Source organism: Ensifer sp. Root142, assembly GCF_001426785.1.
In the GTDB taxonomy this organism is placed as follows: Bacteria; Pseudomonadota; Alphaproteobacteria; order Rhizobiales; family Rhizobiaceae; genus Ensifer; species Ensifer canadensis.
In genome coordinates this window covers 73,298-86,805 of sequence record NZ_LMFK01000011.1, presented here as the reverse complement: position 1 = coordinate 86,805, position 13,508 = coordinate 73,298, and the positions used below count along the sequence as shown (strand labels likewise).

General features: G+C 62.4%; 14 protein-coding genes. 1 reads left to right on the top strand and 13 read right to left on the bottom strand.

The window, feature by feature from the left end; genetic code table 11:
- The 3 genes from ASD52_RS11980 to ASD52_RS11970 are packed head-to-tail and all read right to left on the bottom strand — an operon-like array spanning position 1 to position 2,719.
- On the bottom strand, positions 1-816 hold the full coding sequence (locus ASD52_RS11980) for an ABC transporter ATP-binding protein (RefSeq protein WP_038578023.1): 816 nt from the start codon (positions 814-816) through the stop codon (positions 1-3).
- Positions 816-1,607 carry an ABC transporter permease gene (locus ASD52_RS11975; protein WP_025429892.1) on the bottom strand — a complete coding sequence of 264 codons (792 nt, stop codon included), beginning with the start codon at positions 1,605-1,607 and terminating at the stop codon, positions 816-818. The genes ASD52_RS11980 and ASD52_RS11975 overlap by 1 nt, the downstream gene beginning before the upstream one ends.
- Positions 1,604-2,719, bottom strand: coding sequence for an ROK family transcriptional regulator (locus ASD52_RS11970; protein ID WP_025429893.1), 1,116 nt, complete (start codon positions 2,717-2,719; stop codon positions 1,604-1,606). The genes ASD52_RS11975 and ASD52_RS11970 overlap by 4 nt, the downstream gene beginning before the upstream one ends.
- Before the next feature lie 48 nt (positions 2,720-2,767).
- Here ASD52_RS11970 and ASD52_RS11965 point away from each other — a divergent pair, with 48 nt between their 5' ends.
- Positions 2,768-3,577: a gamma-glutamyltransferase gene (locus ASD52_RS11965; protein WP_244497460.1), complete on the top strand. Its 810-nt coding sequence runs from the start codon at positions 2,768-2,770 to the stop codon at positions 3,575-3,577.
- A 317-nt stretch (positions 3,578-3,894) separates the two neighbouring features.
- Here ASD52_RS11965 and ASD52_RS38345 read toward each other — a convergent pair whose 3' ends face one another.
- The 10 genes from ASD52_RS38345 to ASD52_RS11920 form a co-directional block, all read right to left on the bottom strand.
- Positions 3,895-4,062: a hypothetical protein gene (locus ASD52_RS38345; protein ID WP_156407930.1), complete on the bottom strand. Its 168-nt coding sequence runs from the start codon at positions 4,060-4,062 to the stop codon at positions 3,895-3,897.
- 24 nt (positions 4,063-4,086) lie between these two features.
- Positions 4,087-4,302, bottom strand: a complete 216-nt coding sequence (locus tag ASD52_RS11960) for a hypothetical protein (RefSeq protein ID WP_038578024.1) — start codon at positions 4,300-4,302, stop codon at positions 4,087-4,089.
- A gap of 75 nt (positions 4,303-4,377) precedes the next feature.
- Complete coding sequence (locus ASD52_RS11955; protein WP_057224501.1) at positions 4,378-5,127, bottom strand: helix-turn-helix domain-containing protein; 750 nt, start codon at positions 5,125-5,127, stop codon at positions 4,378-4,380.
- 33 nt (positions 5,128-5,160) lie between these two features.
- The gene (locus ASD52_RS11950) at positions 5,161-5,562 is read right to left on the bottom strand and encodes a hypothetical protein (RefSeq protein WP_025429896.1); all 402 of its coding nucleotides are present in this window, start codon (positions 5,560-5,562) and stop codon (positions 5,161-5,163) included.
- Positions 5,563-5,669: 107 nt separating this feature from the next.
- Positions 5,670-7,175: a tripartite tricarboxylate transporter permease gene (locus ASD52_RS11945; protein ID WP_025429897.1), complete on the bottom strand. Its 1,506-nt coding sequence runs from the start codon at positions 7,173-7,175 to the stop codon at positions 5,670-5,672.
- A 10-nt stretch (positions 7,176-7,185) separates the two neighbouring features.
- Positions 7,186-7,647 carry a tripartite tricarboxylate transporter TctB family protein gene (locus ASD52_RS11940; protein ID WP_025429898.1) on the bottom strand — a complete coding sequence of 154 codons (462 nt, stop codon included), beginning with the start codon at positions 7,645-7,647 and terminating at the stop codon, positions 7,186-7,188.
- 239 nt (positions 7,648-7,886) lie between these two features.
- The gene (locus ASD52_RS11935; RefSeq protein ID WP_025429899.1) at positions 7,887-8,864 is read right to left on the bottom strand and encodes a tripartite tricarboxylate transporter substrate-binding protein; all 978 of its coding nucleotides are present in this window, start codon (positions 8,862-8,864) and stop codon (positions 7,887-7,889) included.
- Between the two features lie 255 nt (positions 8,865-9,119).
- Complete coding sequence (locus tag ASD52_RS11930) at positions 9,120-9,863, bottom strand: pseudouridine synthase (RefSeq protein ID WP_081788994.1); 744 nt, start codon at positions 9,861-9,863, stop codon at positions 9,120-9,122.
- A gap of 110 nt (positions 9,864-9,973) precedes the next feature.
- Entirely contained in the window at positions 9,974-11,536 is a 1,563-nt protein-coding gene (locus ASD52_RS11925) for a D-aminopeptidase (RefSeq protein ID WP_057224499.1), read from the bottom strand.
- 145 nt (positions 11,537-11,681) lie between these two features.
- The gene (locus tag ASD52_RS11920) at positions 11,682-13,400 is read right to left on the bottom strand and encodes an ABC transporter ATP-binding protein (protein ID WP_057224497.1); all 1,719 of its coding nucleotides are present in this window, start codon (positions 13,398-13,400) and stop codon (positions 11,682-11,684) included.
- Positions 13,401-13,508: the final 108 nt, after the last annotated feature.

The following is a 13,508-nucleotide window of genomic DNA, read 5'->3' as shown; positions in this document are numbered from 1 at the left end:
TCAGAGTTCCTCCTCTTGAATGGTTGGTTCGATCTGGGGTTTTTGATGGTAGACGGCATGCCAAACCCGATTGCGGATGTCCGCGAACGTCTGTGACAGACGGATTTCTTCGGTGCGTGGGTATGGCAGATCGACAGGGATGACGTCATGGAGCCGGCCAGGACGCGCAGCCATGACGACGACGCGATTGGCGAGGTACACAGCCTCGTCGACGTCATGCGTGATGAAGATCACCGTGCGCCGCTCCCGGGTCCAGGTATCCAAGAGCTGATCCTGCATATTCACGCGGGTCAGCGCATCCAGGGCGCCGAAGGGTTCGTCCATGAGCAGGATCGAGGGATTAACCGCATAGGCGCGCGCGATGGCGCATCGCTGCTTCATGCCCCCCGACAGGGTCTTGGGCAGCGCGTCGGCAAAGTCGGTCAATCCGACCAGACCGATGAAGTGATCCGATACGCGCCTGCGCTCAGTAGCCGCCATGCCCTTTATTCGAAGTCCGAACTCGACGTTCTGGCGGACAGTCAGCCAGGGGAACAGCGCATATTGCTGGAAGATGACGCCGCGTTCCGGTCCCGGACCGTCAACGCCCTTGCCATCGACAAGCACCCGGCCGTCGGACACGTCGGTAAGGCCCGCCGCAATGTTCATAGCTGTCGACTTGCCGCAGCCGGAGGGGCCAACCACGGTAATAAATTCGCCATCAGCAATATCCAATGACAGGCGATCCAGCGCGAGTAAGCTGCCGCCGCCCTCGCCGAAGCGCCGGCTAACGTTCTGAAACGAGATCTTCGGGTCGGCGATCTGGGAAAGGGTCATCAGACGCGCTCCTGCCATTGCGTGAGTCGGCGCTCCGCTGCCTGAACCAGACGGTCCATGAAAAGCCCGAGAATGCCGATGCTTATCAGGCTGACGAAGATTGTCGGCAGATCGTAATAGAGCTGCGCTTGCTGCATCCGGAACCCGAGCCCCGACTGCGCCGCGATCAACTCTGCAGCGACAACGGTTGCCCAGGCGGAGCCGAGGCCGATGCGCACGCCGACCAAGATGAATGGAGTAGAAGCGGGGATGATGACCCGCGCGAAAATAACGCGATCCTTCGCGCCCAGCACGCGGGCGGCGTTGATGAGCGTGCGGTCGACGCTGATCACGCCTTGATAGGTGGCAATGACGCAGGAGAGAAAGGAAGCTAAAAAGATGACAAACACCTTTGGCGCCTCATCGATGCCCATCGTGACGATCGCCAGCGGAATGACTGCCAGCGGCGGTATCATTCGAAAGAATTGGATGTAGGGTTCGATTAGGGCGCGCGCCACGCGGTACCATCCCATCAGAAAACCGACTGGGATCGCGAATGCGACGCCGAGACAAAATCCCGTCAGGACGCGACGCAGGCTGGAGACAATATCGACCAGCAGTTGACCACTCATGATCAGCTCGATGCCCCGTTGGAAGACTTCCAGCGGCCCCGGCAGCACCACTAGCTGTACCGCCGTTATTGCCCACCAGACGGCGACGCCGAATGCAAACGCAACAAAGTTGAGGATAATAGGAGGCCAATCGGCGAGCGACTTGCTCCGCGCGCGTTCGCCTGCGGAAACTGCGTTCATTGCCTCACTCCCGAATAGAAAAAATGATCCAAGGCTACCGCCGCGCCGCCGATCGCTCCCGAAAGCGGGCCAAAGCCTGAGCGTTCAATCCGCAGCACGCCGCGCATATGCGGCATGACTCTGGGCGGCAGATTTTTGAGCAAATGGTCAAACAGGCTGTCCGGGGCTTCACCCAGATGGCCGCCGAGAATGATCAGGTCGGGCGTCAGGAGATTAATGGCGATTGCCAGAGAGTCGGTCAGCCGGTCGAGCGTTGGCATCCACGCTTCCGTTGCCTCAAGACGCTCCAGGAGATTGCCCGGTGCCTGCCCCTCGAGTCCGACAGCGCGCATGAGCACGTTTTCATTGACGTAGCTTTCCAGGCAGCCGTGGTTGCCGCAACTGCAGAGCGGACCATCGCGCGAAATCTGGATGTGGCCCAGTTCGACTGCGCCGTGCCCGCCTGGCCGGAACGGCATTCCGTCAACGACCAGCCCGGCGCCCAGCCCGGTCCGCAAGTATACGTACAATACAGCCGGAACGCCGCGCCCGATGCCATATCTAACCTCGGCCAATGCCATGGAGCTGACATTGTGCTCGAGAACCACGGGAAGGCCTGTTTTCGATTCAAACTTACTTGCCAACGGCAGGTTGCGCCACCCGGTGTTGATTGAGGCAAGGATGGAGCGCTGCTCTGCATTCACGGGACCTGGTACGGCAACACCAATGCCCAGCAGGCGAGGTTCGCCTATCTCGATCCTCAACCTGGACAGGGTTTCACCCGCGCGCGACACGACGTCGTCCGGCTCCGTTTCGCGAAGCGAAAAATCAAATGAAGCTGTCGCTTTGGCGCGGGCCCTAAGATCTGTGATCGCGACTTGCACGAGCCCTGCGCCAAGGTGAATTCCGGCGACATGGAACGCGTCAGGGATGAGCTCGATGGCCTGTCCGGGCCGGCCCACGCCTGTGGATTCTACAGCGTCACATTCGGCGACCACACGATCGCGAAGGAGCTGGGCAGTGACGTGAGTGAGAGTTGTGGGCGACAGCTTGCTACGTCGCGCGAGCGATGCGCGCGATTGAGGACCCTCGTCCCGAAGAATGGAAAGCACCTGCCCATGATGGATCCCCATCACACGTCCCCCATTAATTTCTAAAGATTAGAAAATAATTGACCGGCATTGTCAAGCCGGCTGATCCTCAACATCCTGGGCCGCTTCGAGGCGAAGGGCGACCCGCAATCGCCCGACCGCCTGCACATAGAAATCGAGGCGACGCGGCTCGCCTATGCCGCGCGCGACGCCTGGATCGCCGATCCGGACAAGGCGGACGTGCCGGTGGAAGAGCTGTTGTCGGATGCGCTCGCCGATCGGCTGGCTGGTATGATCGACCTGCACCATGCTCTGACCGACCTGCCGGCCTTCGACATGCCGCTTCACCGCGACACGGTCTACATTTCCGTGGTCGACCGGGACCGCAACGCAGTCAGCTTCATCAACTCGGTCTTCGACAGTTTTGGCACCGGTCTCGTCGCGCCGCGCTCTGGCGTGGTCCTGCACAATCGCGGCCAGAGCTTTTCGCTGAATCCGGGTCATCCGAATGTCGCGGCGCCGTTGAAGCGTCCGCTCCATACGATCATTCCGGGGATGGTGACCCGGGATGGCAGGGTGGAAATGCCCTTCGGCGTGATGGGCGGCTACTACCAGGCCATGGGCCACGCGCATCTGATTTCCAAGGTGTTCGACTATGGCATGGACCTACAGGAGGCAATCGACCTGCCGCGGCTGATCCCCAGTTCCGACGGTACCCGCGTCGAGGCCGAACACACGCTGCCTGCTGCCACCGCCGATGAACTCACACGGCGCGGTTTCGCGATCGTTCCGGCGGAAGACCCGATCGGCGGCGCGCAGGCGATCCGCATCGACTGGGAGAACGGCACGCTGACCGGTGGATCGGAATCGCGCAAGGACGGTATCGCGCTTGGCCTCTAGATCCCGGTCCCCTGCCGTCTTGTTGCGCCAGCGCCTTTGCGATGTAGGCACTACCGGCAATCGGCTAACACCCGATGAGGTTTGGTCCTCGAATAGAGACCAAATCTAACCGACCCACACAAACGATGTACGTCGCGAATGAACTTCGTGATCTGATTTTAAAAGGAAAGCTGAAACCAAGAATGCGACTGAAGATCGATGAAGTGGCCGAATTGCTTAAGACCACTCATATGCTAGTGAGAGTCGCGCTAAAAGATCTCGAAGCTGAGGGAGGAAGGCATCGCCGCCCTCGCGGCTGTCGCCAAGGGGGAGACAATTTATCGCTTCGCCGTGGCGTCCGTTGCGGATGCATGCGCATGAGCCGAAAGTACGGTCTCGATGATCACGCCCGCCAGGTGCGTGTCGAGCAGCGAATTCCACGCCCCCGGCGCGCCGAATTGGTCGCAATCCACGATCATGTCGCGTGTCTTTCTCGCAACAGCCACAGGCTCTCATGCGATCGGCGCCCGCTAGCCTGTGGTGATCAGGATCAGGAGTACGAAGACCGTCGGCACCAAGGCGAGCGCCGGAATGATGATGGCAGGATAACCGAAGGCAATGATCGCCAGCAGCCAGATCAGCATACAGTTGATGAGGAACAGCACCTTGGCGGTGCCGGAGCCGTGCGCCGCTTCCTTGAGCATCCAGCCGAACACCGGCACGTGATAGACCATTTTCGCAATCATTGTTTTCAAGCCTTTCTTTCGGGGCGGGCGCGAAGCCCGCTGTGATCTGTTGGGATAGCTGGTTTTGCGCGAGTGTCAGTCTCTGCGCACCAGCCCTGCCATCGTCCGCAAGTGCAGTTCTTCGAGGATGCGCACCGTCTTCGGGTGGCTGAAGTCGATCAGGCCGTCGCGCTTGAAACGGTTGAGACAGCGGCTGACGGTCTCGACCGTCAGGCCCAGCCAGTCAGCCAGGTCGGCGCGCGAGAGATAGAGGTTGAAGCTGAACCGGGCGGCGCTTCCGGCGCGACCGCGCCATGCGAACTGGTCGGCAAGATCGATGAGCGCGGTTGCAACCTTCTCGGTTGCGGTCTTGCGGCCAAGCAGGGTTGCGTGTGCCTGCATCCGGTGCAGCGTCGCCTTGAGCTCGGCGGCGACACCTGGCCCGTGGTCGCTGTCTTCGATCTGGCTGCCGGCGAGCGTCTCTATCCGGGCGAAGGTCAGCGTTTCGGCAGTGGCGATATTGCGGCCGTCATGGGTGAAGCCGAAGAGCCGTCCCGGGCCGAGCACGTCGGTGATCTGGCGACGGCCGTCGTCGAGCAATTGCGACAGCGCGACACAGCCGTCGACGACGCGATAGAGATGGCGGTTTCGCCCTCCCTGGAAGAGCAGAGTGGCGTGCTCTCCTACCAGTCGCTGCCGGTTGGGGAAGAGCTTGGTCGTCGAAAAGGCCGCCGTTGGCGGGGGCGGAAGTGTTGTTTCCGCGAAAGTGATCGTATCGGGCATGGTGGCGATCCGTATTGCGATCTCGTCGGCATCGTCGCTGAGCGACGCGTGGAGATCAGACATCAGCGTTCGGTCACGATCGGTCGTGACAGGGGCTCAGGCGTGGGAGCTCGATGCTGGCGGCCCGCGTGGGCTGGCATTGGGCGGGAGCTGTGACCTCGCGGATGCAATCGGCTGTTCCGGCGGCAGTACCGTCTCGGACTTGCGCACGATGGTGCGCGCAGCATCGGCAGGTGCGGGCAAGTGAGCCCAGAAGATGCGACAGGCGCCGCAGAAGTGGCTGTGGGAGAGTTGTTTGCCGTTGCCGTCGTCGTCGGCGGCTGTGGGCAGGCAGAGGTCGGGCAGGGAACCGTCGGGCAGCGCGAACTGTGCCCGCTCCGTCGCGGAAAGCGCCGTTGCCCCTGCGGGCGCCTGGTGCGCGAAGCCGAGAAGCAGCACGGCCATTGCGCAAAACATGCGCGTGACCTGCTGCATTCTGATCCTCGTGCGAGGCTTCATTCGGTTTGCCTATCCCCGTGCCAATCTGATGGCTCAGGGATAGGCGACGTTATTGACAAACCTCAATGTGGCAAACCGCGCAGGGGCAGAATGCCGCATCCCGTCGATCATTCTTCCTCGACGAAAACCTCCTCGCGCTTGGCCTTGACGCTCGGTAGGAACACCACCACCAGCACCATGGCTGCGATCAACAGCAGGATCGCGCTGATCGGCCGCGTGACGAAGGTGGTCGGATCGCCGCGCGACAGGATCATCGCCCGCCGCAGGTTTTCTTCCAGCAACGGACCAAGCACGAAACCGAGCAGCAGCGGAGCCGGTTCGCAGCGCAGCTTCAAGAGCAGGTAGCCGACGAGGCCGAAGAAGGCGACGGCGTAGAGGTCGTAGACGTTGGAGTTGACGCTGTAGACGCCGATCGAGCAGAACGCCATGATGATCGGGAAGAGCACATAGTACGGGATCTTCAACAGCCGCACCCACAGCCCGATCAGCGGTAGGTTCAGCACCACCAGCATCAGGTTGCCGATCCACATCGAGGCGATGATGCCCCAGAAGAGCGCCGGCTGTTCTGCTGCAACGTTGGGCCCGGGTACGATGCCCTGGATGATCATCGCGCCGATCATCAGCGCCATGACCGGGTTTGCCGGGATGCCGAGCGTCAACAACGGGATGAACGAGGTCTGGGCACCGGCGTTGTTGGCGCTTTCCGGGCCGGCGACGCCGGCGATGGCGCCGTGGCCGAATTCTTCCGGTCGGTCGGAGACGCGCTTTTCGACGGTATAGGAGGCGAAGGCCGCGAGGATGGCGCCGCCGCCGGGCAGAATGCCCAGCGCCGAGCCGATCGCGGTGCCGCGCAGAACCGGGCCGACCATACGCTTGAAGTCGTCGCGCGTCGGCATCAGGTCCGTGACCTTGGCCATCAGCACTTCGCGCGTGCGCTCGTTTTCGAGGTTGCGCAGGATTTCGGCGATGCCGAAGACGCCGACCGCCAGGGCGACGAAGTTCAGGCCGTCCGAATATTCCCGGATCCCCAGGGTGAAGCGTGGCGTGCCGGTGTAGATGTCGGTGCCGACGAGGCCGAGCAAGAGGCCGAGCGCCACCATCGCCAAGGCCTTGACGATTGATCCGTGTGCCAGCGCGACCGACGACACGAGGCCGACGATCATCAGCGAGAAATATTCTGCCGCGCCGAACTTCAGCGCGATCTCGGTCAGGGGCGGGGCGAAGACTGCTACCAGGAAGGTCGAGACCGTACCGGCGAAGAACGAGCCGAGCGCGGCGATTGCCAGTGCGGCACCGGCGCGGCCCTTGCGGGCCATCTGGTAACCGTCGATCGCGGTGACGGCAGACGAGGATTCTCCCGGCATGTTGATGAGGATCGCCGTGGTCGAGCCGCCGTATTGTGCGCCGTAATAGATGCCGGCGAGCATGATCAGCGAGGAGACCGGCTCCAGCTGAAAGGTGATCGGCAGCAGCATGGCGATGGTCGCCGTTGCCCCGATGCCGGGCAGCACGCCGATCAGCGTGCCGAGCAGAACGCCGATCAGGCAGAAGAGCAGGTTTTCCGGCGAGGCGGCCGTGGTGAATCCGAGTGCAAGATTGCTGAATAGATCCATCATCCCTCTCCTAGTACTGGGTCCAGGGGCCGAAGCGCTGGAAGGGCAAGCCGAGGCCGTAGCTGAAGACCGCGACCGAAAAAGCCGTCAGCGCCAGCGACAGGGCGATGGCGGTCAACGGTTTCATGCGACCGGAGGCAAAGCAGGCAATCAGTGCCGTAAAAAACAGCGACGGCACAAAGCCGAGCCCGCGAACCGTCAGGCCAAAGAAGACCGGCGCCGGCAGGATGAACAGCATGCCGCGCACGGCGATAGCCCCGATCGGCTCTCCCTGGACCCGGGTCGACTGAACGAGGATCACGATACCGAGAAGCGTCAGGATGACGGCGAGCACCAGCGGGAAATAGCCCGGGCCCATGCGGAAGGCGGTGCCGAGCTCAAGGTTGAACGCCTGCCAGGCGAAGAACAGCCCGACGGCCGTCAGGAGGCCGCCACAGAGCGCATTGGTGGTGTCGAAGGAGATTGATTTCATCGTGTCCCCATTTGGTTTTTTTTGGCTGAGCGCCGACCGGGAAGGGTCGAACTCAAGCTCGGACTGCCAGTTGCCAGTGACGTCTTGCGACTGACGATCGGATGACACCTTGAAGTGTAACCGAAGCCGACGGCCGGCGCGATTACCCTCCGGCGATGCCGTATGCCCTGCCTCAGGCGACAAACCCGCCACGATCCGGGCCGCTTGGGCTTAAGGATCGTGGCGGGCAGCGTCTCAATTTAGTCGGCGTACTGGCCGGCGGCTTCGATGACCGGCTTCCAGCGTGTGATTTCGCTTTCAAGCTTAGCCTTCAGCGCTGCCGGGGTGGCATCGGCTTCGCTCGACGGTACCGTGCCGAGTTCGCCGAAGCGGGCGACGACGTTCGGATCCTTGAGAGCCACCTGCAGCGACTTCGACAGCCGCTCGTTGACTTCGGCCGGCGTGCCCTTCGGCGTATAAACACCGTGCCAGATGCCGACCTGCAGCCCCGGAAGGCCGCCTTCCGTTGTCGTCGGCAAGTCCGGGAAGACCTTGAGACGTTCAGGCGAAGTGACGGCATAGGCCTTGATCGTGCCGCCCTGGATCTGCTTGGTGGTGTTGGTGGTCTGGTCGCACATGATGTCGACCTGGCCGCCGAGCAGATCGGTCATCGCCGGACCGGTGCCCTTGTAGGGAACGGTGGTCAGCGGCGTTTCGATGGCGCTCATGAACATCATGCCGCAGAGGTGCGAGGCAGCGCCGATGCCGGCATTGGCAACGGTGACCGTGTCCTTGTTCGCCTTTGCGTATTCGACGAGGCCCTTGAGATCGGTCGGCTCGAGATCCTTGCGCGCGACGATCGTCATCGGCACTTCGGTGACGAGACCGACATACTCGAACGCGTTCAGCGTGTCATAGGCGAGCTTGCGGTAGAGCGTGGCGCTGGTTGCCATGCCGATATGGTGGAGCAGTACCGTGTAGCCATCCGGATCGGCCTGGGCAACGCGACCGGCGCCCAAAGTGCCGCCGGCGCCGCCGACGTTTTCGACGATGATCTGCTGGCCGAGATCCTTCGACATGGATTCGGCGACGAGGCGTGCGACGGTATCCGTCGGGCCGCCGGCCGAGAACGGAACGACCATGGTGATCGAGCGTTCGGGATAGGTCTGCGCATTGGCGGAAGCGGCAAACAGGGACAGCGCGGCAACGGCGCCAAGAAGCGCATTCAGGGTTTTCATCTTTTCCTCCCGGATGAAATATCGACCAGCCGGCAAGGCTCCTCCCATGCCGATTCTGGTTGACCCATTTGCAGAGGCAATCTTAGCACAGACAACGGGTTCGCCGTGCGTTGCCGTGCATTTCTGCCGACGGTTGTCTGGTTTTGGGTGGATTCGGAAACAAGAGGCTCGCTTGGTGGGTGGATTTCCACCCATTGCGGGCGCCGCGGATCACCGCGGTCGTGGCGACGCTGCCCGCGAACGGCCGTTCGGCGGCTATTGCTGTCCCGTACGCTGCCTCAGATACTGCACTTCGTCTGTTGTCAGCGGACGCGTCGCGCCTTTCGCAAGCTTTCCGAGCGCGATGTCGCCGATCGAGACGCGCACGAGCCGCAGCACCTCGAAGCCGAGGACGTCGAGCATGCGGCGGATCTGGCGATTGCGCCCTTCGTGCAGCTCGACCTCGATCCAGCTGTTCTTCTCGCCGCCTCTTAACTGTCCGGCGCGCGCAGCGCGCAAATGCTCGCCGCCCTCGTCGACGCCGTCGACCATCGACCGGAGCTTGGCGTCGCCGATCTCGCCCGGTACCTGGACATGATAGACCTTGCCGAGATGGGTTTCCGGGTCGAGCAGGCGCTGGGCGAGCACGGTGTCGTTGGTGAAGAGCAGCAGGCCCTCGCTCGCCTTGTCCAGCCGACCGACCGGCGAGAGGAACTGTGCATCGCTCTCGCTCAGGCAATCAAAGACGGTCGGGCGCCCCTCCGGGTCGTGCCGTGTCGTCACCAGGCCACGCGGTTTGTTGAGCATCAGGTAGATCTTGTCTTCCGCCAGAACGGCCTTGCCGTCGACGGCGATGCGGTCTTTTTCGATATCGACCCATTGGGCTAGATCGGTGGTCTTGCGGCCGCCGATGCTGACTCGGCCCTCAAGCACCAGCTTTTCCGCCTGCGTCCGCGAGCAGTAGCCAAGCTTGGAAAGGGCACGGGCGATGGTTACGCGCTTGCCGATGTCGCCGGTCATGCGTCCAGTGCCTTCGCCTCGTCCTGCTGCCGGCCGTTTCTGCCTCACTTCGGGTCGTCTCCATCTATCTCTGGCTGCCGGCGCCTGTCGCGAAGCCTCGGAACCGTCGTTCAGTCGACCTTGATATAGTCGATCTGCCGGGCAAGCCAGCATCCGATCGTCAGGCCGGAAACGGCGCCCTGTCCGTTGCGGTGGATCCGTACGGTCCAGTCGCCGGGCGCCGGCGCGTCCATCGAGCGCTTGCAGCTGAGCAGCCAGACATCATCGGCAAACGGCCGCAGCGCATGCATCGCACCCTTGCCGAGCATGCCATTAAAACCGGCAAAGAAGATGCCGTTGGTGGAAACGATTTCGATATCGGCGTCGAGTTCTGCGGAGTGGTAACGACCGGCTATGTCAGGCTTTGCCTTGCCGGCAACCCTCTCGGCCGTCGTCTGCAGGTTCTCGCGCTCACGCTCCATGTGCAGGCCGGTGCCGTTCGGCGTCAACGAAACCGATCCGGAGCGGGCGATAGCGTCCGCTGCGATCTGCAGCGATTCTCCTGCCGTCGCGAAGCGCAGTTCAAGCCACCCCGATCCCAACGGCCGCGTCGACAGCGCCAGGCCGGTCTCCGGTTCGAGATAGGTGCCGAACTGTTCGCTATTCCAGTCGCCGGCTGCCGCCTTGGCATCGCGGTGACCGAGCGCGACCTTCATCAGTGCCGTCGCCGCGGCATGGGCGTCGGCCTCGTGGTTGAACATCACGACGATCGAGAGGCGCTCACTGGCCGCATGAAGGCGACGGCTGCGGAAGCCGCGCAAGGCGCCGCCATGGCCGGTGATCGCGACGTCGCCGATCCGTTCGTGGGCAAGGCCGAAGCCGTAAGTTGCTGCCCGCCCGTCCGCATAGGTCTGCGGCGCGGAAAGTCTGCGGTAGAGGCCGGCTTCGTCGTCACGCGTACGATCGATGAAGCGCTCCCAGGCGAGCATGTCGTCAAGCGTCGCCGAAATACCGGCATCCCCCGCCCAGTAGATCCGGTTGGTCGCCTCGAAATAGCCTGTGGTCTCATTGCCCTCGTAGCCGATCACGCCGTTCGGCGAGATACTGGTATCGGGGGTGAGGGCGGCCGTGGTCATGCCGGCCGGACCGAAAGTGCTGCGGTCGTAGAGCTCGGACAACGATCGACCCGAAAAATCTTCGATGAGGTCGGCCAGGATACGGTAGTTGCCGTTCGAATAGGAATAGCGCGTGCCGGGCTCGAAATGCGTCGAGCGGGCGCGCGACAGCAGCGGCCGGGCGTGCTCACGGCGGAAGACGCCGTCGGCCATGGCGCCCTGCAGCACCGTCAGGGCCCAGTAGTCGCGCAGGCCAGACTGGTTGTGGCAGAGATGCGCCACGCTCGGACGTTTGCCTTCGATCAGCGGCAGGTAGGCATCGAGTGCGCCATTGAGCTTGGCGGGATCGCCCACCGTGTCGAGCAACACCGCGCAGGTGAACTGTTTGCTGATCGAGCAGATCGGCAGCAGCGTGCCTGCCGTCATCGGCTTGCGCGCCGTAAGATCGGCATAGCCCCAGACGTGCTTGAGGATGACCTCGCCGTCCCTGACGACACCGACGACGCCGCCGGGCCCCCTGTATTGCTGCGGCAAGGCGAGCACGGCTCGTTCGAGGGCGGGAAGATCCAGGGTGTTCATGGTGCGCAATGCCAGTCGGTGGGGCCAGTCGGTAGGCCCAGTCGATGGGGCCAGTCGGTCGGGAAGGAAACCTGCCGCCCGGACGGGCGGATCGGCTTCGTACCTACCGCTCCGTCAACGCAAGTGCAACCGCGCTACGCCGGCCTCAACGCAATCCGGCCTGGGCGTGATAAAGCCGGCTATAGGTGCCCTTGGCGGCGAGCAGCGTGTCGTGTGGTCCTTGTTCGCTGATGCCGTTCGTGTCGACGACGATGATGCGGTCGGCATCGCGGATCGTCGCCAGGCGGTGGGCGATGACCAGTGTGGTTCGACCTTTGGAAAGTTCGGCAAGCGATTGCTGGATCGCCTTTTCGGTTTCCGTGTCGAGCGCCGATGTGGCTTCGTCGAGGATCAGGATTGACGGGTTCTTCAGGAACATCCGGGCGATTGCCAGGCGCTGCTTCTGACCGCCGGATAGCTTGACGCCGCGCTCCCCGATGACCGTGTCCATGCCGTCGGGCAGAGCCGCGATCATGCCGTCGAGTTTGGCCCGGCGAGCGGCATCGAGGATATCGGCTTCGCTCGCGCCCAGACGTCCATAGGCGATGTTGTCGCGGATCGTGCCGGCGAACAGGAAAACATCCTGCTGCACGATGCCGATCTGTCCGCGAAGAGAGGCGAGCTTGATGTCACGAATGTCGACGCCGTCGACGGTGATGCTGCCTTCGGCGACCTCGTAGAACCGCGGCAGCAGCGAGCAGATCGTCGTCTTGCCGGCGCCCGAGGGGCCGACAAAGGCCACGGTTTCTCCGGCTTTGATCGTCAGGTCGATGTTGGCGATGGTCGGCTTGTCGGGGCTGTAGCCGAATGAGACGTTGCGATAGGTGATGTCGCCGCGCAGGCCGGACACGTCGACGGCGCCCGGACGATCCTCGATGTCAGGCTCGGTCTCCATCAGCTCGATGAAGCGTTTGAAGCCGGCGATGCCCTTGGGATAGGTCTCGATGACCGAGTTGATCTTCTCAACCGGGCGGAAGAAGACGCCGACCAAAAGCAGGAAGCCGATAAAGCCGCCATTGCTCAATTGTCCGGTCAGCACGAAGTAGCTGCCGGTAATCATTACGATCAACTGCGTCAGCCGCATGCTCATGTAGCTGAGCGAGGTGCTAGCGGCCATGATGCGGTAGGCCTCGAGCTTCGTTTGGCGGTAGTTCTGATTGTCGGTCTCGAACAGGTTGCGCTCGTGCTCTTCGTTGGCGAAGGCCTGGACCACGCGGATGCCGCCGACATTTTCCTCGATGCGGGCGTTGAAGTCGCCGACGCGGCCATAAAGGTTGCGGAAGTTGCTGGCCATCCGGCCGCCGTAGCGGCTGGTGACCCAGGCGGTGATCGGCACGACCGCCGCCGTGATCAGCGCCAATTGCCAATGCACCGTCATCATCAAAAGCAACGCGCCGATGAAGGTCATGATCGCGATGAAAAGGTCTTCGGGGCCGTGATGAGCGACTTCGCCGATCTCTTCGAGGTCCTTCGTCAGGCGCCCGACGAGATGCCCGGTCTTCTGGTTGTCGAAGAAACTGAAGGAAAGCTTCTGCAGATGATCGAAAGCCATGCGGCGCATATCGGTTTCGATGTTGATGCCGAGCATGTGTCCCCAATAGGTGACCGTCGCCATCAAGCCGGTATTGACGAGATAGACGACGAGAAGACCGACGGAGGCGAGCAGGATCAGTGTCCATTCCTGGCTCGGCAGCAGCTGGTCGACGAACAGCTTGACCGCGACCGGAAAGCCGAGCTCCAGCAGGCCGGACAACACCGCGCAGGTGAAGTCGAGAATGAAGAGGCCGCGATAGGGCCGGTAGAACGCGAAGAAGCGCTTCAACATGACAACCGCACTCACATGGGCAGCCGCTTGGGAACGGCCGTAAAATCTGAGTTCAAATCTCATGTTTCTACCCGGAAGCCAACAGATATGCGACCGAAAAAGCGAATT

What these genes read in the sequence shown, in the direction of transcription:
- ASD52_RS11980 (WP_038578023.1), bottom strand. Translation starts at nt 816, where the DNA reads ATGACCCTTTCCCAGATCGCCGACCCGAAGATCTCGTTTCAGAACGTT.
- ASD52_RS11975 (WP_025429892.1), bottom strand. Translation starts at nt 1,607, where the DNA reads ATGAACGCAGTTTCCGCAGGCGAACGCGCGCGGAGCAAGTCGCTCGCC.
- ASD52_RS11970 (WP_025429893.1), bottom strand. Translation starts at nt 2,719, where the DNA reads ATGGGGATCCATCATGGGCAGGTGCTTTCCATTCTTCGGGACGAGGGT.
- ASD52_RS11960 (WP_038578024.1), bottom strand. Translation starts at nt 4,302, where the DNA reads ATGATTGCGAAAATGGTCTATCACGTGCCGGTGTTCGGCTGGATGCTC.
- ASD52_RS11955 (WP_057224501.1), bottom strand. Translation starts at nt 5,127, where the DNA reads ATGTCTGATCTCCACGCGTCGCTCAGCGACGATGCCGACGAGATCGCA.
- ASD52_RS11950 (WP_025429896.1), bottom strand. Translation starts at nt 5,562, where the DNA reads ATGAAGCCTCGCACGAGGATCAGAATGCAGCAGGTCACGCGCATGTTT.
- ASD52_RS11945 (WP_025429897.1), bottom strand. Translation starts at nt 7,175, where the DNA reads ATGGATCTATTCAGCAATCTTGCACTCGGATTCACCACGGCCGCCTCG.
- ASD52_RS11940 (WP_025429898.1), bottom strand. Translation starts at nt 7,647, where the DNA reads ATGAAATCAATCTCCTTCGACACCACCAATGCGCTCTGTGGCGGCCTC.
- ASD52_RS11935 (WP_025429899.1), bottom strand. Translation starts at nt 8,864, where the DNA reads ATGAAAACCCTGAATGCGCTTCTTGGCGCCGTTGCCGCGCTGTCCCTG.
- ASD52_RS11930 (WP_081788994.1), bottom strand. Translation starts at nt 9,863, where the DNA reads ATGACCGGCGACATCGGCAAGCGCGTAACCATCGCCCGTGCCCTTTCC.
- ASD52_RS11925 (WP_057224499.1), bottom strand. Translation starts at nt 11,536, where the DNA reads ATGAACACCCTGGATCTTCCCGCCCTCGAACGAGCCGTGCTCGCCTTG.
- ASD52_RS11920 (WP_057224497.1), bottom strand. Translation starts at nt 13,400, where the DNA reads ATGTTGAAGCGCTTCTTCGCGTTCTACCGGCCCTATCGCGGCCTCTTC.